Raw genomic sequence first — 19,026 nt, forward strand, 5'->3', positions numbered from 1 at the left:
CTAGTTATATTAATAAATAAGTTGCCGTCTGGATTGATTCCCAGACGGCTTTTTTTATTGCAGCTTATAAGTTAAGCCCAGAGAGACATAGGCCGAAACATCAAAGTAATAATTAGAATCTACCCATAAACTCTTCAGCTTTCTTTCAGTAAGCTGAGCCGTTCTCATGCCACTAATGCCCATTACCAGCGGCATAGTTATTTGCTTTCCTAATTTCAACTCAGGTTTAAAGCCCGTCACTATATACTGATGAGTAAACATTTGTTTCTTATCATAACTATTAACCATAGCCAACTGACCATCTACTCCCACTATATAGCTTAACTTAAGCTTAGGACTTAGTTCATAAGCCAGTGATATGTCCACCCCTTCCAACATGGATACGTCAAAAGTATATTTTCCCTCTTTTGTCCATTTTAAGTACAATGCAGGGAACAGCATAGGATAACCAAATGAATTATTCACGGCTGCACCCACACCTAAATCCAGATTAGGATTGATATGTCTAATAAATAATGCTGCAGTATTGATCAAAATCTGATTACCTCTTAAATCATCCATGCTTGGAGAAGCTGCATAAACACCTGCCCCCAACATACTGATCATTGTCCATTGATCATTGAGATCCCTTAAATTAAAAACACCAACACTCAGATTAGCAATCTCATCTATTACTAAAGGTTGATCAAAATGGTGATTATTCAATGCAGCGTAAGCCGTATTCAAAGCTATACCCCAAACATTTTTTCTTTCCTCCTCCACTTTTATGGAAATGGGTAATTTAGCGGCCAATTGATAAACCATTGCGCTACCTTCGCTATCTCCCACCCTGTGCCCATCGTCACCCTCACTATAACGATAATGAGACTTACTAAAAAATTCTGTCTTTATATTCACTTGCGCCCAACTCATACCAGGCGATACAAAAAGTGAAATAAATAATACTGCTCTAATGAAATCCATCCGGTTTAAAATTAGTGATGAACACAAATCTGCATTAACTATTATATTTAAAAAGAATCTTTTTGACCAGTTGCGGTTTGCTTTTGATCAACTGCAACTCCAATGCAATTTTATACTGTAGATTTGCCCTATGAACAGGGACTTGACTAAAAACAGCCATTTAATTATATCAGGGTACTGGATATTAATTTTGGGTGTTTTTATTATTCAAGTATACCCTCAAACCAACTCATTTTCAGAAACACTCCTTTTTTCTTTTTGCATCACTATTAGCATATACCCGGTTTCTACCTGGCTCAGTGGCAGCCTACTTATGCAGGCTTTAAATGAAAAAAGGCTTGTGCAATTTGGCATATTCTTCATCATGCTCTCGATCATCGTGGCGGGTATTTTCATGTTATACCTTCATCTCTTTAGCTATTTAGAGAGTGAACAATACTTCCCTCCTTCAGAATATTTTAATATAGTATCTGAACCTTGGCTCGCCACTTATAGTGTGCTGTCTGCCGGTATGTTTATTAATTTATGCATATGTGGCCTACGCTTTCTAATAGAGTATATAAAATCACAAAAAAGCCTGCACGAATATCAGCTACAAAGCTTAAAGCATCAGGTTACACCGCACTTTATGTTTAATGTGCTTAACCACATCCATGTGCTAATGCAAGAAAATGTAGATCATGCTTCAGACCTTCTCATCCAATATTCTGATATCTTAAGATATCAGCTATATAAAGGGAACCAAGAAACGGTAAAAGTGAAAGAGGAAGTAGATTTTCTTAAAAGCTTTATAGAGGTAGAAAAATTAAGATGGGAAGAAAAAGTGAGGGTATCTACCGCCTGGAGCATACAAAATCACGCCCAGGAGATACCGGCATTACTATTTATAATATTTATTGAAAATGCTTTCAAATATGTAAGAAAAGATGCTTCCAATCCTGGTTGTATTGACATTCAATTATCTACGTCTGATGAAAAAATTGATTTCCAGATACAAAATTCTGCCAATACAGTTCAGATTCAATCCACTGAAAGCACAGGTTTAGGTTTAAAAAATATTAAGGGAAGGCTTGAAATATTATTTCCTAAAAGGCATATTTTATCCATACATAAGTCAGACACTGACTTTCGGTTACGGCTAACTATCAATTTAAGATAATGAATGAAGTTATAAGATGTCTTGTTGTAGATGACGAAGCTATAGCGGCAAGAGGTATTGTCAATTATATTAACAAAACAGATTACTTAACCTTAGCTCATAGCTGTGATTCGGCCAAGGCAGCATACCAAATTCTACAACAAGAAAGCATAGACTTAATGTTTTTGGATATTAATATGCCTGAGCAAACAGGCATAGAACTATTAGAGTCTCTCCAACATGCTCCGCCTACCATATTTACCACCGCTTATGCCGAATATGCGCTGGAAGCCTTTAACCTGCAAGTGGTAGATTATTTAATGAAGCCTATCCCGTATAACCGTTTCATTCAAGCTTGTGAAAAAGCCAGAACATGGTTAAAAACAAAATCAACCAGCACTACAGATCAAGAAAAAGATAGCAGCTGTAGGTACATCAGGCAGGGAGATAGTTTCGTGAAAATCCACTGGTCAGATATTCTATATGTAGAATCAATGCAAAATTATCTTAAACTACATTTCAAGGAACAGATATTCACTATTCATCAAACTATGACCTCTATTGAGGAGAGCTTGCCTAAGAGTCATTTTTTAAGAATTCATCGATCTTATCTCATTAATGTAAATGCCATTGAGTCAGTAACTGGTAACAGTCTTATCATAAAAGGAAACACCATTCCTATTTCCCGCCAGCGAAAGGATGATTTAATGCAAACTATAATATTAAAGAAGCTCTTGAGTAAATAGTAGTCAATACGCCCAGAGGTGAAAAAACAAAAAAAGGCTGCCCCGTGCTGGCAGCCTTTTAACGCTAAAAAAACTCTTAGAATTTATAGCGATCCACTAGTCGAAATCTTCTGCTTACTCTGCGGTAAGGTTCTGGTTAACCATCCCCTTCTACTAGCCGTAGCAATAGCATATGGAGTAATCCAGAATAAAGAGAAGGTATAGAATATACTGTAGGGGTATGCCCACATAGATTCAAACACGTTTTTATGTCTACTCGCATGAAATATAGCTTGTATGCTTGAAAATACTGCTATACTCATTAATGTAGAGCTTAAGAATAACAATGGATGAGTAAACACAAACACAAGCATAAGTGTAATCATTGGGTAAGACAATAAGATCTTTAACCATTGATTCAACAGCAATATACGCGTTCCTAATTTTGGACCTTTACGGAAATTGGTAAAGGCAAACTTACTCATCATAATGTTTTCACGAACGTTACTTCTCTCCCATCTGATAAACATTTTATATAGGTTTTGATATCTTTCAGGAGTGTTAGTAAAAACGTAAGCATCTCTTTGGAACAACACTTTATATCCTTGTTTAAGTATCATATTGGTCATAGCTCTGTCTTCACCAATATCAGAGGGTTGACCCATAAATTTCTGGTTGATCCAGTCGTTAAGACATGCCATTACTGCTTTGCCTCGATACGCTGCTAATGCACCAGGAGTACAAAGTACAGATCCCAAAAGACTCTGAGCTGATCTGATAAACTCAAAACTATATGTGAAACTCACATTTAGCATTCTAGGTATAAGCGCCTTTTTATTATTTAGCACTCTCACATTACCTGCAACAGCTCCAAATTCTTTATTCGCTACAAATGGACTGACCATATTTCTTAGCGTATCTTCACTCACCACGGAATCGCTATCTACGGTAACGAATACCTCACCTTTGGCTAAATGAAAACCTCTGTAAAGAGCATGTCTCTTTCCTTTGTTTTGTGGCTGTTGATAGATGGCCACTCTATCTCCTAACTCTGCCTTCGCCTTTTTCATCCACTCCCAAGTATCGTCTTGGCTTCCATCATCAATTGCAATGAGCTGAAGTTTCTCTTCAGGAAAATCACTATTAGCTAAGCTTTTTAAAGTTTGCCATACCAGCTCCCCTTCGTTATAAGCAGGTACTATTACCGTGGTAGTAGGCAATAAGTCATCAGATACTGACTTAACAGGCTTGTATCTTAAATAAAGTACTAGAATATAGATTAAAAAACTGATTTTTAAAGTTAGTAATGTAAATCCTAGTCCGGTAAGCACCATTCCCCATGATGTGCTCATCCTCTCAAAATGAAGGGTGGCGAAGTTCGGCTCAAATAAGTAGACTAAATATATCGATCCTGTCAAAAGCAGGAAGGTACCAATAAGTATTAAATAGGCCGATGGCGTGGTAACTACTTTTTTAAGGTTTATTTTTTCGTTCTTCTCTTGTTCTTTGGCAGTGAAAGCATCACTCACCACATGTATACTATCTTTTTCGCTCATTGTATTCTACCATTTAAATGCCATTTTAATTGATCTGATTTTCTTACCTGTACTTCCTGGCTATTGAGGTATATTTCAAATGGTAATTGACAACCAGAAGTAGTGGTGAGAAATATTATATTTTCCTTTGTGTCAACTATTGCCAAACATCAAGCCATAGCGGTATTTGGGGTATTTAGTGTTGTTTTGTCCTTTTGAAGCAATAAGACGTGCCGCTTTCCCCATCAAACTGTAGGAAATAACTACATTAAGGTAATCATTCTTCAAATTCCTACAGATGTACTTTTTAGAAAAGAAGGGGGTGGGTTAAGATAAAATAGAAAAGAATTTCAATCTAATTCTTCAGATATAGATTGATTAAAAGGTCAGACCTCTGTATAAAGAATGAATACTCTTTTAATAAGCCTTAGTGCACAGTTTCCTATCTTTTGCTGAGATTGCTCATATTTATCCCTGCGAATTAAAAATTTTAAAGTAAATCTGTTAAACCAAAGTAAACGAACCTCTGTTGAGTTATCAACATCATATGCCAATCACAAAAGAATCTATCTGCTAATAAAGGCAAGTAAATAATCCTTTTAACGCCATGGTGATTATCACTCTTAATGATTTTCATTAAGGTTCGTTCCGCATTTTCAGGACCTTCAAGGTACTGTAAAAAGATGCCCTTTTTAAATTCAAGAAATCCAAATATGTATAAGTAATTATTATTAGACTTGGCCTATTTACATAAATCAGACAAATCTTCAAAAGTGAATTTTTCAATAGCCTTGTTTCTATAGATCAACGAAAAAATTGTAGTATCCGGAATTTGTAAAAGGTGGGGTAAACGAGATACATAATTTACCCTAAATAGTATATTAAAACATCATTCTATCTTAATCCTTACATTACGGGATCTATTTAATTTTTCAATTAAATCAGCAAAGAAGAGTTATTTAAAGCATCAATAAAGAATTTGCTCGTTTACACGTAATCTCGTAAGTGAAAGCCAGTGACAACATATAGCAATATGCTCTATTAATACTTGCATTGATAAGCTATTTTCCAGGCAAAAATTCTGAATGATGCTTCAAAACGAAGAAAATCTGTCAAGATAATGCTTGGGGAGAAGGAGGATCTGAAGGCCTGCTACGATCTAGTGGTAATTGAACGAACTCCTGATCATCAGTAGGTGGTAGCTTTATTCTCCCTGCCTGCCAATCTGCTTTAGCTTGCTCTATACGCTCTTTCCTTGAAGAAACGAAATTCCACCAAATATAGCGCTCACCTAGCGGCTCACCTCCTAACATCATTATTACACTATCTTCATAAGCCCTGATACCAGGATCATTGTCTTTACCAAACACTAACATTTGACCTCTCTGATATTTTCTGCCGGAAATTTCTAAAGTACCCTGAGCTATATAAATAGCTCTTTCTGTATGCCCTCTTGGTAATCCAAACATGGTATCCTTATCTAATTTTACATGCAGATAGAATAAAGGACTATGTGTCTTCACATCATTTTTTAAACCGTAGGCGTTACCGGCAATTAATCGCATCCATATCCCCTTATCGTCATACTCTGGTAATTGGTCTGGCTGATAGTTACTAAACATAGGATCTATCTCTTCAAACTTCTCAGGAAGAGCTACCCAGGTTTGTAACATTTCCAAAGAAGTGCCTGCCAAGGCCGCCGGATTTTCAAACCTCTCTGAATGACTAATGCCGCTGCCTGCCGTCATCCAATTGACTGCTCCAGGCTTGATAACCTGCTCTACCCCCAGGCTATCTCTATGCATTACTTCTCCATTAAAAAGATATGTAACCGTAGAAAGGCCAATATGAGGATGAGGTAGTACGTCCATTTCTGGTATAGATGGAGCCGCCAACTCTACCGGACCTGCATGATCCATAAATATGAAAGGTCCCACCATTCGTTTTTTTCTAAAAGGCAGTATTCTTCTCACTTCAATAGCAGTGCTAATGGAAGCTTTTCGAGCATCTATGACCATATCCAGCATGAACAGTATAATTTTTGGTTATTATATAATATAACACAAAATTCTGGTTCTGGTTAAATTTTCTCTAACAAAGCAAAGCCCTAACCATACAACTGGTCAGGGCTCGCCACAACTCACTATTTAAACTATTTATTTAATCCTCTCTTGAATTCAACGATTTTAAAAATGCTACAAGGTCAGTGCTTTCATATACACCAGTCTGATAATCGGCTCCAAAGGAGATAATTTGACCAGACGTACCATCTTGATGGGGCGCCATATCAAGGGCCACATAATTACCTCCTACCAGGTCAAAAAAAGGTATCCAATATGGAGTAGTATACAGAGGTAAAACTTTATCTACTTCTTCGTATTCATCGTACAATTCTTCCTGTGTCCAGTCATCATAAATCCATTTCCATTCTTTCCACTGCTTAAGCATCTCTTCTGCGGATAAAAATGCAGACTTTTCAACACCATTATGCAAAGTGAAAAAGTCCTTCAAAATTTTAGGAATTGGATAGCCTGATAACTTTTCGAACTCATCATATATCTCCTGATTATCCTTTGGAGGAATAATTGACAGCCCTTCAGCTGTAACTACATCATTAAATGCCTGAGCCATTTCCTCCATAGAGTAGTGTGTAGAAACAGGTTTAACATAGGGCGCTATAAAATCAGCCTTTTCCTTTTCAAGTGCTTCTTTATTGAACACATTGGGCGATTTGTCAATTAGGCTAGCTCCAGTATCAGTAATCAGTGCATGGTTAATTCTTATATCTAGCGGGCTCCTACTAATACCATTTGCTGAAAAGCTATAGAGCCAAGCTTTATTCACATCTTCAGGATCATCTCCAGCGATAACCAAATCAGCCCACTCTAAAAACACCGAATTCTTAACTATTTTGAAAGGTAGAATGGTACGATTCTCTAAATAACCAAACCCATAATAATCACCTACCTCCAAGTTATCAGGCGTGATCAATAATAGCGTAATAACTTCCTTACCTACAGCCTCCCTGATGACTTCTAGTAAGTTATCTTTAAAGGTAAAATCGTTATCTATGTCTTCAGGAGCCTCAATAGCTGCAAAGTTATCTACCGGCAGGTCTGCAAAATTTACATTATCCCACTGCAACCCCTTTAGCTCTTCCTTATAGTCAAGTATATAATCGTTCATTATTCTAGTATTGAAATTAGACATTTGCCATTGCAAAGGTAAAAACCACAAATCCTAAAAAAGTCACTGAATACCGTGATTTAGATCTAATGAAAATGGTATTAATTGCCTCTATTGATTAAAAGCTGTTTAATAAGTTAATTACAAATTTCTTGACACTTAAAAACATGATTGATGTCAATGAAGATAATATTCAGCAACTAGGAATTGCCCTTTCGATCACCTGTAATTAACTTAGAAGCATATGCCGCTAATTGCTAGCAATAAAATTTGAATCAGAATTATTACATCACCACTTGCCATATGAAAACCGGATAGATTTCAACATAAAAACCTTAAAGACAACATTTAATAAATGGCCGTTAATCACACATTAGCCAAAGGAGAGTACACAATCACCAATGGGGTTACTTCATTTACCTTTGCTGTAAAATAAATTGTGCAAATGCGTGTCTTTCTGTAGAATGCGCTCAAAAAAGTAACTTTACAGCCACATTTAATAATACATTTCAGAATGAAAAAAGCACTTTTTTTACTGATATTAATAATAGTATCCATCAATGGCCTTCATGCCAAAAATGTTAAAGGCTTTATTAAATTTGCAGACAGCATGCAAGAGGTCACCCTGAAGATTCCTGCTGGCCTCTTTGGTAATCACCCTCAATATATAAGGCTACAAAATAAGATCAAGTATATTAGCCCCAACGGAGACGTGAAAGTCTTGAAGCCATCAGATGCTGAAGCTGTAAAATTCAGCTTCAAAGGAGAAATGATCACTTTAGTTTCAGTAAAAAACAATACTGATCAAAGCCGTTTAACAGGTGTAACTCAAGATTCACACATATTTCTCAAGTTAGTAATGGACGGCAAGTTAAAACTGTTCCAATATTATTCTGCACAATATTCTCCGGGCGTAGGCCAGCAACCAGGAACAACCACAATAAAAGATGAATATTTACTACAGCTACCGGACGAGCCTCTAAAAAGGCTCAAATCTATTGGCTTTAGAAAAGATATGAAAGAATATTTCAGCGATTGCCCAGCCCTGGTTGAAATATTAGATTCAAGAACGCTACGTAAAAAAGATATGGAAGCAATAGTAGAGTTTTATAATCAGAATTGTAATTAACAGGTATTTCTAGGGTTGTGTAAAAGCAGCAAATATGGCATTAAGTAGGAAAGTTGAGGTATATTCCCATAAGAGGCTTATAGGAACTAGTGAGTTAGAAGTAACAGATGAAGGCATGGGCATACTATTTGGAAGCTTCGTGCCAACTCAAGACTACTCTGACATCAGAGAAACCATATGGAAGTTTCATAACTCTGAAATTGAAGAGAATCTTTTGAGTTTAAAAAACTTAAGGCTCAATGCACAATTAGATTGCGGATGTTTTCTTTACCCTCTAGGAGGTTTTTTAATATTTGACATGGAAGACCTCCCAGAAAAAGAAATTCAATTTGAAGCTGCCGGAGTGTTTAGGCATGTGGTTAACGATTGCTTCCTTAGCTCACCACCGCGCCTAAAACTGAGCAGCCTTTGGGAAACCATAACGATAGAACAGAAGCTGTCCTTTGAAGATGAGCTCTTTAAAGAATTATCACCCGAACACGCACTGGTAGACTATGACTGTAGTGCGGTGGCCACCTCAGCCCATAATGACAATGTATTATTTGCCATACATAAACCTGGAGATGATGCTTTTGATTATGCCATCGTACACCTCACTTGGAGTAGTAAGCAAGAAAGTAATGCGGCTTACCCAAGGGTCAAATTCTTTAAGGAGATTGAAGAGATAGAAGTTGTGTAGGGTGAAGTGGGGTTAAGTGATATGCTTTTATTGTTCTCCATTCCTAAAATTACGTTCTTAATTTCCTAAGAAGATATTCAGTAAAGTCCCTAAACATCTAACTTCCTGCTTAAAATCCAGGGATGCTAAATCGCTGAATTCGGTGATGTTAATGATTATTGGGATCATTAATTTTGCGTTAAACAAATCAAAAAAAGAATGTCTGAAAATAATGTTATAAATCGAATAGAATTAGATCTTCATCAAGACGACAAAACCCAAAAAACTTATATTCTTCGCCAGTGCGATTTAAGTCTTTCACTAGCCTATGCTTCAGATGGTGGATCTAAACCAGCCATGGATGCACATTTATCAGGCTCTACTGTAACCATGCCTGATAACCTACTTTTAAACTGGGTAGCGAATAGCCCTGGAGAATGGTCTGGAGAATTAAGAATTTACTACGAGAATCAGGAAATTCCTCAGGTACACATAACTTTTCATCAATCATCTGTAAATAGCTATAGTCAATCTTTTTCAGAAGGCAGCAATTATGGCCATGAAGGCTACTTTGCCGTAATGTTAAAAGGCGTAACTATTAATGATGTTAAAATGAGCTAAATAAGACAAAAAAAACTTATATCGGAGACTGCTCAAATGTCCAAACTTATTAGATGTTAATTGGGTAGCCTCCTTCTATAATTGCACCTGAAAATTAGGCTCATTATTATGTTCTGTCGCTATAAATGACCACTAAGTTGTATAAATATGCTTTATCTGGCTACTATTTGGTCCATAACTGCCTAATACTGACTCAAAATTCTCACGGATGGATGATAAAATGCTCTCAACGGAAAACGAAGGTAGCTGATCAAGGCAGGTTATTATTAGTTTTTTTCTAATTGGTAGGTTATGGTGATAATGCTTATCACAGGTGAGAGCATAATTTAATAGCTCAGGGTCTAGAGCGGTAGTTCTAAATTCTCCCTGAAATTCATTGGTAACATTCGCCTCTTTTTCATGATTTTGTAATTGAACCTCAGGCGTGCTACTCATGGGGCCATTTCCATGGCGTGTTTGGTAACAACGGGTAACATAATACAAATCTGCACTCTGTGCATTACCGAAATGATCAACAAGCAGTTCTATCGCGTTTTTAGAAGTAGTGTTACTCCAGGTAGTGTGTGGGTGAAAACCATGCTTAGTATCTAGCATAATACCTTGGCTTCCTTCAAAAATAAAGTGATCATATGAATCTTGAATTTCGCTAAAGCTTTTTACACCATAGAACGCCTCTATTGATTGGCAGCATTGTACATAATCGTCTTGATGGTAAGTTTCCAGCTCTTTTTTGTAAAGCTGCTTCACCTTATTGCCCAAAGCATCTATTAACTTCTGGTAATAGTTCTTTATACTTTTAAGTCGCTCTTTTACTACCCATTCAAAGGGTAAGTCCTGAGCAAAAAAGTAAACTTCTTGCCTATTTCTTTCAATAGTAGCACCGAAACCCAAACCACAAGACCCATGCTGGTTTTGCTTTTCTATAGCTCGGTTGTAAGCTATATCATAGGCAGTAGTAACCATAGTATGAGGATGAAAAATTAATTGAGGATGGTACTTCTCTAGGTACTTACCTTCCAATAAAATAGCTGGGGGAAATATAGTAGTGTGCTCTGTATAGAAGGTAGGAACTCCTCTAAAAGTGCCCGAGCCAAAATTGCTAAAGGTATGACTTATCTCTTCAGTGGTAACGGTGTGCCCCACCTGATGCCCTCCAGAAAATCGAATAACTAAACTCGATGAAGGGCTTTGGGAAGCCAGGTAATCAGTGGTTAAACCTTTTCCGCTATCCCCAAAACCCAAATCTATTACGATACTACATCGTGGCATTATAGCATGTCTTCTATCTCAATATCATCGAGATTTCTGTCTGTAGTTTTTCCATTGTTAGTAACACCAGTACTCTTATGATGCTGAATCACTACCTCTGCTATTTTCTTGGCTACAGTTCTGAAATCTGGTAATTCTATGAAGTTTTCACCTAAAAGCTCTTTCCAGTTTCCTTTACGAACATCAGACTTAGAGTATTCATTATGCTCCAAGTGTAAATGAAAAACATTATATTTTTCTTGTGCCTCAGCAATGATTTCTTTGGTGGTAACCGTATGAGCCTCCTTTTCAGAGGTATATCTTTTAATAATGTCTGCTGGTATTTCAGGAAAAACAGGTTCATCACCAATGGTAAATAAAAAGCCTTTTTGTTTTCTTTTTTCCCAACAGTCAATAGCTGTATGCCTTGCAGCAAAAAGATGAGCCAGGTTATATCCTTCCTGGTTATTTCCTCCTCCTCCTCCCTCAAGGAATACTTTGGTAAGCCATCTGTCTAACAGCTCAGCTGATGACTCAAATTGGCCCACCTGAAGAGGCGCTGAATCATAAACAAAATCACCAATGCCTAAAAATAGTACCTGAGGATGCTCTATACCTGCTTCCATAAGCGAGCCAATAAGTACAGGCAATGTTTCTTTTACAATTATCTCAGGAACGCCGCCCATGCTCCCAGTTACATCCAGCCCTACAATAATAGAAAGAGATTCCGGGTGCTCTTCAGAATCGCGCGATTCTCTAAAAACCACCTCTGATGGATCCATTTCTTTATCTATCTGCCGTGAAGTAAATATTTCACTTCTAGACTTTTTCGCATATCCTTTAGATGCACTTAGCCTCGTATATGCTTCATAACTAAATCTTCCTCCACCCATAATTATATTAAGTTTAATTCTTCTCCAAATAAATATTCATAACGCTTAGTAGCTACATTGAGCTTAATCTCCAGATTTCGGATTTTTACAGCCATCTCCAGATCTTTATCCACATATTGCTGAGCATCGAAATCGGAAGCAAGCACCAAACTATTGGCATCCGTTGGACTCATATCCAGCATATTCTCCTGATCTCTTTTCAGTCTTTTTAATAGCAAAGAAAGATCCTCCACTTTTCTCTTATACATGAGCTGAGCATCTTCTACAATAGACTTTGCTCTGTCGTCACGTATTTTATCGTTGTTCCGCTTTAGCGAACCAAAAAATGCGCCTTGAGATAAATTATCTTCCATAATTATTTCTTTATTAACAAAGATAACCACAAAACCCATAAAGATGCATCCCCTAATTCAGTGATATTCAGGTAATGAATGTCTCCTCCAGATGACCTCATTCTGTGGTTTTATGCACCCATTTCTTTGAACCATGAGCATAGCAACATGCTGTGGACAAGCTACTTACAAAATCATAAAGATCTACCGTAATATCATCATAATCATTGTTTTGGTCATTCATAATTAGCCGCATAAAGCTGGTAGGTTTCACAGTGGCATTATCAGATAGAAACTCGAAGTCATCTGCTACTTGTGCATCAGCGGCATGGAGTACCGTTATCACTGATGCACCATCATCAATAATTAATTTCAGGTTTTCTTCCTTGGTAAATGGGTTGGCATCTGTTTTAAAAGCAATTCTTTCATTTCCCTTATAGCGCGCTTTAATATCGTCAAAGACTTGCTCTTTGGTGTAAACCGGGGTGTTAAACAAAAAAGTATCTATGGCTGACATACTAATTAATTCTTTTTATTATAATGGTATGCTTGAGGATATGCTTAAAGAAATGCGCCTCTGCGAGATGATCAATAGTATGATTGATCCTTGTTTTCATATATTCCAGCATTTCAGTATCATTACTCATTTCTTTCTTAAGGTCATCATACCAATGGCCTAAAAGCTTGTGATAATCTGATTGTAAAAATTCTACCTCCTTCCAGGTTTGAGGCTCCACCTCTATGTCTTGCTGACTGATCCCCTCCTCCGCTATCTTGGTTTTCAGATAGCTGTAAGTGTTATAACTCACCGTGAAGTCAAGGTCAGCAATGGTAGTGAGCTCGTTAGAAAATTGAAAAGCTATAATATAAATATCTGCCAATTCATTTTCTACCAGCTGCTCAAATGACCTTTTGAGCCACATTCTTATAGTGCTACTATATATAAGTCCCAAATCAGTAGTGCCTCCCATTATTATTCTGCAGCAACGTTATGGATTGAATTAAGCATTCTTAAGCCAGATATAGCAATACCATTTTTGGGATAATCACGCAGAACTAGCTCATAATATGTTTTACTCTTTTGCCCTTCTCCTATTTGTGAATAGCAAAATGCTATATTACAAAGGCCCATTTCTCTATAACTCATCTTAGAAGCGCTCAGCAGCGTGATGAACCTATATTGGTCTATCGACTCATGATCTGTGAAGTATTTTACACTTTTTTCAAAATTCGGAATAGCTTCTTTGTATTGATGCTTTTTCACCAAACTGATCCCCTTTCTATGTGCCTTAGCTATGATGCTTCTCAAAACTCTTGCTATCACCGCATAGGTTAAAGCGGTTATCAAAAAAGCGAATTCTATAATTAAAGGCTTTAAAACAAAATAAATACCGGTAATCAATAAAAACTGAAACATCAGAGCAGGAATAGAAACCTGCTTTATAAACGGAATATTAAAAGACATATTAATATGATCTATTGTAGCAATAATGAAAATAACAAAGCTAGATAAGCTATATTATCAAAGTCTCACTGATATCCGTGATTTTTCAAACTCATAGAATGAGGCCAATTTGATTAGTCTATACATCAGTATCTTTGTAAAAGCATGAGAAGAGTAAACTTATTTATCAAAAAAGGCCTATTAGGGCTGTTTTTCGCACTTGCAAGCTATCAAACCTTACTAGGTCAGTCAGCATCTGCTGAACCAGACAGCATAGTATTTAAACTAGACAGCCTTTTACAGGAATACCGAAATTATTCTGAGACAGAGCCTGTTAAGGCCAAAGCCAGCGTAGAAAAGCTGATAGAATTAAGTAGCAAGCATAATCGTGTAATTTACGAAGCCAGAGGCCACTATTTTCTATGTTACATTTTTGAGGCTGAAGGCCAAAATGAAGCGGCAGTAAAAGAAGGTAAACTGGCCGAACAAAAAATAAAGGAGGCAAAAATGGATCGTGGCCTCTCGGCTGTATATAACCTGTTAGCCATTGCCTATCATAATCTGGGGGATAATGTCAGTGCCATGAATCATTACGTCAAATGTCTGGATATGGCTAAAGAAGAAGACAACCGCATTGAAGCGGGACATGCCTACGGAAATATAGCTAACTTGTATATAGAACAGGAGCAATATGAGAGGGCAAAAGAAAACCTGCAAAGAGCCTATGAAGCTTACCAGGAGTCTAACTATCCTGATGGTATTGTGGCTACCCTTTTTACCATGGCTAACATTCTGAAAAATCAGGAAGACAACCATAAAGCCCGAGACTATTACGAACAAATTATTGACTACAGTAAAAAATCTAATAACCTGATACAAGAAGCGAATGCCAGGATAAATCTGGGGCAGCTACTCTTATCAGAGAAAAAATATAAAGAAGCTTTACCTGTACTGAAGCAAACTTATCAGCTACTAAAGAAGCTGGGGTTTGTGAGTGATCAGGCTCTGGTGCTTAATGACTTAGGGGTAGCCTGTAAAAACTTAGGTATGACTCAGCAAGCCATTGATTATTATAATCTCGCACTAGAGATTGACAAAACAGAAAGCATAAATGACGCAGTCTACATCAACCTATCTGATTTATACGCAAAGCAGAAAAGTTATAAAAAGGCCTTTGATCAACTTTCCAAATCATACACCCTTAAAGACAGCCTTAACTCCATAGAAAAAGATAAGCACCTAGCTGAGCTTCAGCAGAAGTATGAAACTCAACTTAAGGAGGCACAAATTAAGATCTTAGAAAAAGAGAAATCTTTACAAGAGGCTAAGCTGCTGCAATCAGAATCTGAAGTAGCCAGACAAAAGCAATTACGCAATGCCTTTATCATTGGATTTGTGATGGTGCTAATTACCCTGATCCTACTACGCTATTTTTATGTACAAAGAATAAAAGTACAGAAACAGCTGGCATCAGAAAAAGAAGAAAATGCCCGGCATAAAATAAATGAGCTTATTAAAGATTATCGCCTCGACTCAATTAAAAAATATAATGAAGGCCAGCAGCAAGAGAGAAAACGGATAGCTCGAGAAATTCATGATGGATTAGGTAGTGATCTGGCCAGTCTTAAAATGTCTTTTGAGCACTATATGAGCAAGCAAAATGGCAATAATGCCTTACAAAAGATGCTGTATACAATTCAGAGTATTTACAAAGACCTAAGGAGCATTTCTCATCAGCTCCACCCTCCTGCCTTTTCAGACCACGGTTTTTGTGATTTTCTAAACCAGCTCCTTGCAGATAAAACCAACGATGGAAATATAAAAATGAAAGCCCTTTGTTTTCCTGAGGAAGAAATCGATGCTTTATCTGACAGAATTTTGGCTGAAGTATACCGCATTATTCAAGAGCTCATTACTAACATAATTAAACACGCAGAGGCTACTAACAGCGAAATTCAGGTCACCAAGCATGAAGATTATGTAAACATAGTAGTAAGTGATAATGGAAAAGGCATGCCCAAAGAAAAGAATAGCGGTATCGGTCTCAGAAACATTAAGGAGAGGCTTGAGTATCTGGGAGGCCAAATAGATATAGACAGCTCAGGCAATGGAACTACCATTAATATAAACATTCCCTTATCTTTGGAAGCCACAAAGTAATAGCCATGGAGAAAAAATTCAATATTATTATTGCCGATGATCATGTAATGTTTTTGGATGGTCTCCACGCTATTCTATCAGAGTTGCCAGAGATAGATACCATACACCTGGCCACTGACGGTGTGCAGGTAATGCGACTTTTACATCAATTTAAAGATGTAGAAATGGTGATCAGCGATATCAATATGCCAAAAATGGATGGCCTTACACTACTTAGTGAAGTAAAGAAGTTTAATTCTAATATTAAATTCTTTGTGCTAAGCATGCTGGAAGATATGCGTACAATCAATAAGGTAGTTCAAAAAGAAGCCGATGGCTACCTTCTGAAATTTGCTGATAAAGAAGAACTCAAAGCTGCAGTAAAAGAAGTACTGAGTGGTGAGCAGCATTACTCCAGTACTGTTAAAGAGCGCTATATGAAAGGCGTATTTGAAAAAAAGAAAAACCCTACGGTAGAGCTTTCGGCAAGAGAAACTGAGATACTGAAGCTACTTGCAGAAGAACTTACCTCTAAAGAAATAGCTGAAAAGTTATTTATCTCCGTAAATACGGTAGAAACACACCGCAAAAACATTTTACTGAAAACAGGATCTAAAACCACAACAGGAGCAGTAAAGTACGCCATAGAGAACGACATACTAGATTAAATATTGCTGCCCCGGCTCTTAGTGCTTATTTTCTTCTTTTATATAAATCTCAGGTATATTATCATTAATACTATCCAACGTGGCATTTATATTATCTTTATCACAAGGAATAAACTCACTATAGGTGACACTAGCTGAAGCTAAATCCAGATGACATAACATAATTCCTTTTAGCTCCTGAGTAGCAGGACGATCATCACCTTCAATAGTAGGCCTAGACACTTCAAAACCGGCATATAGCTTATTAACATTATTCTGATTAAGCCAATGATACCGGAGATACGGCTCTATATTATAATCAGGATGTTCTGTACTTAATTTTTTCTTCAATTGAATCAATGCTTGCTCCCTCACCTTGGCTAACCGCCCGTCAGAAGCATGTCCATTAAAATCAATGTATACATCTTTCTTTGGCGTAGTGGCGGTAATAGGTGTTCTAAATAGTCCGTTGGGCTCTTGCGGGCTAATAAACTTAATCTTCATGGAGGAAGTATAATCTCCTATATGCGGCTGAAAAATCTGTGCTGTTTTTACTGTCAACTCTCTGATCTCTGTAGCCATGGGTTCATGGTTCAATTCCAAATTAATCGTCCAGTAAGTAATTTCTCCTATTTTAACATCTGGCCCCAACACTGTTTGTAAATCCTTTCTACGCCGGTACGCTTCTAAAGCTTTTTGGTATTGAGTAGCCAATGTATATTCTTGCCCATCATAAGATTTTTTTGGAGTCTTTTTCTTTGCATCCCAGTAAAATATAAACTCTACTTCAGGATTATCCACAGATTCCAACTCGTAATAAAACATATTAGGGTTCATATTCCCTTCATTATAGTGTCTGCTAACATCAGTGATTACCCAGGCATTATTGTATTCATCTTTAATGACTTTTTCTAATTCAGCTTTTGCTTTCTTCTCAGAAACAGAGAATAGCAACATGAAGTCCATTCCAAATTTTAGTATTATAAAAGGTATCATTGCTATTACAATTAATATTATCAGCCCTACTCCTATATAAATAAGAATCTTCATTGGTATTGAATTTTTTGACAGTTTAAAGTTAAATGAATAAAAACCGCTTTTATTCACTGAATTCCGTGATTCTTATCATTCATCATAGTCAAAAAAAGCCCTCACTGAATTCCGTGAGTTTACCATTTCACCGCTAGTGGTTACTTATAAAAGCGACCCGCATGATAGCTTTGCCTCAGTTATTTAAAAAGAAATTTGTTATGGGATTAAAAGAGAAAAAAGCTATTCAAGGTATTAAAGATCAATACTTTAACGATTATCAAAAAGAACTTAACGAAGTAGTAGGTAAAGAATTGCCTATTGACATTCAGTGGGATACGTTTAACACAGACCTAAACGCTATTAAATTTATTCCTAGCGTTTGCTTACAAAGAACGGTAGATGCTTTTAAAGAAATTTGCTCTGATGCTATAGGAAAAGAAGCAGTTCAGGAAAGTATACAAACCATAGTAGTTCATAATATAGAACCAGAAAATGCTGAAGCTAACAAAAGCCTGGTTTTTGACGGCGGTGTATTTACTATCAGAGCCAGCTACGGTGGGCATCACAGCGGATTTTTTACTGATCTTCAAATAAGAGAATATTTAGAGAACGCTTTATAATATTGATTGATCTCTGTGTTCGTTGAAGTGCTGTTCCTTTAGGAGTAGCACTTTTTTTATAACCATTTATTAGATAGGCAATCAGCTCTTAATTCAGAAAGGTGCCAAATTCTAGATGTAAAGAAAGGCACTAATTAGTCATGAATTATTTGAAAGCCTTAGTACATGTGAAAGCTTGTAATTATAAAAAATTAGAGGTAAAAAAGCCTTTTAAAATCCCTGGACTGAACGCTCGTCAGCACCAGGGATTTTCTAGAAACCTACCATTAATACATGGCAATATTATTAAAGCGTATTTCTCTCACATTAATACTCATTTGTGGTGAAGCTGAATAGCTATAACCGCCACTAAAAGATTCATTGTAAGAATAAACTCTACCTCCGCTAAAAGTCAATTTTCTAATAAGCTCTCCACTGTTCTTATCATTAATTAATATTTCCCCTCTCATTTCAGTGGTGCTCTGAGATATCCACCTCAATAAATATTCATCTGCAATGGTGGACCAGGTAAGAGTTATGCTAACATCTGGCTTAGGAATAGTATCATTTTTATCATAGGTTTCACGTATATAAAAATAGTCTACTGACTGCAAATGATATTCGTGATATTCCTTCTCATCCGGCGTTTTCATTCTGATGACTATATCAGGAATGGGGCCAGTTTCCTGAGCATAACTTATACTGAGGTTCATCATTAAAGCCATGCTTAACAGTAT

At 36.8% G+C, this 19,026-nt stretch carries 20 protein-coding genes and 1 pseudogene; 8 read left to right on the forward strand and 13 right to left on the reverse strand.

What is annotated here, in order from left to right; translation table 11 throughout:
• Positions 1–54 precede the first annotated feature (54 nt).
• Positions 55–963: a DUF6268 family outer membrane beta-barrel protein gene (locus JL102_RS17265; protein WP_202245687.1), complete on the reverse strand. Its 909-nt coding sequence runs from the start codon at positions 961–963 to the stop codon at positions 55–57.
• Between the two features lie 130 nt (positions 964–1,093).
• Here JL102_RS17265 and JL102_RS17270 point away from each other — a divergent pair, with 130 nt between their 5' ends.
• Positions 1,094–2,122 (forward strand): sensor histidine kinase, encoded by a 1,029-nt coding sequence (locus JL102_RS17270; RefSeq protein WP_202245688.1) that lies wholly within the window; start codon positions 1,094–1,096, stop codon positions 2,120–2,122.
• Complete coding sequence (locus JL102_RS17275) at positions 2,122–2,847, forward strand: LytR/AlgR family response regulator transcription factor (protein ID WP_202245689.1); 726 nt, start codon at positions 2,122–2,124, stop codon at positions 2,845–2,847. Before JL102_RS17270 ends, JL102_RS17275 begins: the two co-directional genes overlap by 1 nt.
• Before the next feature lie 83 nt (positions 2,848–2,930).
• On the opposite strand, the gene JL102_RS17280 is transcribed toward JL102_RS17275, so the two are convergent.
• The 4 genes and pseudogenes from JL102_RS17280 to JL102_RS17295 all read right to left on the reverse strand — a co-directional run bounded on the left by JL102_RS17280 (position 2,931) and on the right by JL102_RS17295 (position 7,547).
• Complete coding sequence (locus JL102_RS17280; protein ID WP_202245690.1) at positions 2,931–4,382, reverse strand: glycosyltransferase; 1,452 nt, start codon at positions 4,380–4,382, stop codon at positions 2,931–2,933.
• A 469-nt stretch (positions 4,383–4,851) separates the two neighbouring features.
• A pseudogene (locus JL102_RS24140) lies at positions 4,852–5,088 on the reverse strand (BLUF domain-containing protein); the annotation flags it as partial.
• Positions 5,089–5,473: 385 nt separating this feature from the next.
• Positions 5,474–6,388 carry a pirin family protein gene (locus tag JL102_RS17290; RefSeq protein WP_202245691.1) on the reverse strand — a complete coding sequence of 305 codons (915 nt, stop codon included), beginning with the start codon at positions 6,386–6,388 and terminating at the stop codon, positions 5,474–5,476.
• Positions 6,389–6,521: 133 nt separating this feature from the next.
• On the reverse strand, positions 6,522–7,547 hold the full coding sequence (locus JL102_RS17295; protein ID WP_202245692.1) for an SMI1/KNR4 family protein: 1,026 nt from the start codon (positions 7,545–7,547) through the stop codon (positions 6,522–6,524).
• Positions 7,548–8,061: 514 nt separating this feature from the next.
• Between JL102_RS17295 and JL102_RS17300 the strand changes: the two genes are divergently transcribed.
• The 3 genes from JL102_RS17300 (at position 8,062) to JL102_RS17310 (ending at position 9,955) form a co-directional block, all read left to right on the forward strand.
• On the forward strand, positions 8,062–8,676 hold the full coding sequence (locus JL102_RS17300; RefSeq protein ID WP_202245693.1) for a hypothetical protein: 615 nt from the start codon (positions 8,062–8,064) through the stop codon (positions 8,674–8,676).
• A gap of 34 nt (positions 8,677–8,710) precedes the next feature.
• Entirely contained in the window at positions 8,711–9,355 is a 645-nt protein-coding gene (locus JL102_RS17305; protein WP_202245694.1) for a hypothetical protein, read from the forward strand.
• A gap of 198 nt (positions 9,356–9,553) precedes the next feature.
• Positions 9,554–9,955, forward strand: a complete 402-nt coding sequence (locus JL102_RS17310) for a hypothetical protein (protein WP_202245695.1) — start codon at positions 9,554–9,556, stop codon at positions 9,953–9,955.
• A 132-nt stretch (positions 9,956–10,087) separates the two neighbouring features.
• Here JL102_RS17310 and JL102_RS17315 read toward each other — a convergent pair whose 3' ends face one another.
• From JL102_RS17315 to JL102_RS17340, 6 genes are all read right to left on the reverse strand, one after another.
• Positions 10,088–11,224, reverse strand: coding sequence for an adenylosuccinate synthetase (locus JL102_RS17315; protein WP_202245696.1), 1,137 nt, complete (start codon positions 11,222–11,224; stop codon positions 10,088–10,090).
• Positions 11,224–12,096 (reverse strand): hypothetical protein, encoded by an 873-nt coding sequence (locus tag JL102_RS17320; protein WP_202245697.1) that lies wholly within the window; start codon positions 12,094–12,096, stop codon positions 11,224–11,226. Before JL102_RS17320 ends, JL102_RS17315 begins: the two co-directional genes overlap by 1 nt.
• Before the next feature lie 2 nt (positions 12,097–12,098).
• Positions 12,099–12,449 (reverse strand): hypothetical protein, encoded by a 351-nt coding sequence (locus JL102_RS17325; protein WP_202245698.1) that lies wholly within the window; start codon positions 12,447–12,449, stop codon positions 12,099–12,101.
• Between the two features lie 97 nt (positions 12,450–12,546).
• Complete coding sequence (locus JL102_RS17330) at positions 12,547–12,945, reverse strand: hypothetical protein (protein WP_202245699.1); 399 nt, start codon at positions 12,943–12,945, stop codon at positions 12,547–12,549.
• A gap of 1 nt (position 12,946) precedes the next feature.
• A complete protein-coding gene (locus JL102_RS17335) occupies positions 12,947–13,399 on the reverse strand; it encodes a hypothetical protein (RefSeq protein WP_202245700.1) in 453 nt (150 codons plus the stop codon).
• Positions 13,400–13,401: 2 nt separating this feature from the next.
• Positions 13,402–13,893, reverse strand: coding sequence for a tetratricopeptide repeat protein (locus tag JL102_RS17340; RefSeq protein WP_202245701.1), 492 nt, complete (start codon positions 13,891–13,893; stop codon positions 13,402–13,404).
• A 144-nt stretch (positions 13,894–14,037) separates the two neighbouring features.
• Here JL102_RS17340 and JL102_RS17345 point away from each other — a divergent pair, with 144 nt between their 5' ends.
• Together JL102_RS17345 and JL102_RS17350 are read left to right on the forward strand one after the other, a co-directional pair.
• Positions 14,038–16,032: a tetratricopeptide repeat-containing sensor histidine kinase gene (locus JL102_RS17345; protein ID WP_202245702.1), complete on the forward strand. Its 1,995-nt coding sequence runs from the start codon at positions 14,038–14,040 to the stop codon at positions 16,030–16,032.
• Positions 16,033–16,037: 5 nt separating this feature from the next.
• A complete protein-coding gene (locus JL102_RS17350) occupies positions 16,038–16,679 on the forward strand; it encodes a response regulator transcription factor (RefSeq protein ID WP_202245703.1) in 642 nt (213 codons plus the stop codon).
• 18 nt (positions 16,680–16,697) lie between these two features.
• On the opposite strand, the gene JL102_RS17355 is transcribed toward JL102_RS17350, so the two are convergent.
• The gene (locus JL102_RS17355; RefSeq protein WP_202245704.1) at positions 16,698–17,708 is read right to left on the reverse strand and encodes a hypothetical protein; all 1,011 of its coding nucleotides are present in this window, start codon (positions 17,706–17,708) and stop codon (positions 16,698–16,700) included.
• A gap of 200 nt (positions 17,709–17,908) precedes the next feature.
• Between JL102_RS17355 and JL102_RS17360 the strand changes: the two genes are divergently transcribed.
• Positions 17,909–18,310, forward strand: coding sequence for a hypothetical protein (locus JL102_RS17360; protein ID WP_202245705.1), 402 nt, complete (start codon positions 17,909–17,911; stop codon positions 18,308–18,310).
• Positions 18,311–18,576: 266 nt separating this feature from the next.
• On the opposite strand, the gene tssD is transcribed toward JL102_RS17360, so the two are convergent.
• On the reverse strand, positions 18,577–19,005 hold the full coding sequence (tssD, locus tag JL102_RS17365; RefSeq protein ID WP_202245706.1) for a type VI secretion system tube protein TssD: 429 nt from the start codon (positions 19,003–19,005) through the stop codon (positions 18,577–18,579).
• Positions 19,006–19,026 lie beyond the last annotated feature (21 nt).

It is taken from the genome of Fulvivirga sediminis (genome assembly GCF_016757215.1).
Taxonomy (GTDB): Bacteria; Bacteroidota; Bacteroidia; order Cytophagales; family Cyclobacteriaceae; genus Fulvivirga; species Fulvivirga sediminis.

Coding starts and splice junctions, on each gene's coding strand:
- JL102_RS17265 (WP_202245687.1), bottom strand. CDS start 963: ATGGATTTCATTAGAGCAGTATTATTTATTTCACTTTTTGTATCGCCT.
- JL102_RS17270 (WP_202245688.1), top strand. CDS start 1,094: ATGAACAGGGACTTGACTAAAAACAGCCATTTAATTATATCAGGGTAC.
- JL102_RS17275 (WP_202245689.1), top strand. CDS start 2,122: ATGAATGAAGTTATAAGATGTCTTGTTGTAGATGACGAAGCTATAGCG.
- JL102_RS17280 (WP_202245690.1), bottom strand. CDS start 4,382: ATGAGCGAAAAAGATAGTATACATGTGGTGAGTGATGCTTTCACTGCC.
- JL102_RS17290 (WP_202245691.1), bottom strand. CDS start 6,388: ATGCTGGATATGGTCATAGATGCTCGAAAAGCTTCCATTAGCACTGCT.
- JL102_RS17295 (WP_202245692.1), bottom strand. CDS start 7,547: ATGAACGATTATATACTTGACTATAAGGAAGAGCTAAAGGGGTTGCAG.
- JL102_RS17300 (WP_202245693.1), top strand. CDS start 8,062: ATGAAAAAAGCACTTTTTTTACTGATATTAATAATAGTATCCATCAAT.
- JL102_RS17305 (WP_202245694.1), top strand. CDS start 8,711: ATGGCATTAAGTAGGAAAGTTGAGGTATATTCCCATAAGAGGCTTATA.
- JL102_RS17310 (WP_202245695.1), top strand. CDS start 9,554: ATGTCTGAAAATAATGTTATAAATCGAATAGAATTAGATCTTCATCAA.
- JL102_RS17315 (WP_202245696.1), bottom strand. CDS start 11,224: ATGCCACGATGTAGTATCGTAATAGATTTGGGTTTTGGGGATAGCGGA.
- JL102_RS17320 (WP_202245697.1), bottom strand. CDS start 12,096: ATGGGTGGAGGAAGATTTAGTTATGAAGCATATACGAGGCTAAGTGCA.
- JL102_RS17325 (WP_202245698.1), bottom strand. CDS start 12,449: ATGGAAGATAATTTATCTCAAGGCGCATTTTTTGGTTCGCTAAAGCGG.
- JL102_RS17330 (WP_202245699.1), bottom strand. CDS start 12,945: ATGTCAGCCATAGATACTTTTTTGTTTAACACCCCGGTTTACACCAAA.
- JL102_RS17335 (WP_202245700.1), bottom strand. CDS start 13,399: ATGGGAGGCACTACTGATTTGGGACTTATATATAGTAGCACTATAAGA.
- JL102_RS17340 (WP_202245701.1), bottom strand. CDS start 13,893: ATGTCTTTTAATATTCCGTTTATAAAGCAGGTTTCTATTCCTGCTCTG.
- JL102_RS17345 (WP_202245702.1), top strand. CDS start 14,038: ATGAGAAGAGTAAACTTATTTATCAAAAAAGGCCTATTAGGGCTGTTT.
- JL102_RS17350 (WP_202245703.1), top strand. CDS start 16,038: ATGGAGAAAAAATTCAATATTATTATTGCCGATGATCATGTAATGTTT.
- JL102_RS17355 (WP_202245704.1), bottom strand. CDS start 17,708: ATGAAGATTCTTATTTATATAGGAGTAGGGCTGATAATATTAATTGTA.
- JL102_RS17360 (WP_202245705.1), top strand. CDS start 17,909: ATGGGATTAAAAGAGAAAAAAGCTATTCAAGGTATTAAAGATCAATAC.
- tssD (WP_202245706.1), bottom strand. CDS start 19,005: ATGATGAACCTCAGTATAAGTTATGCTCAGGAAACTGGCCCCATTCCT.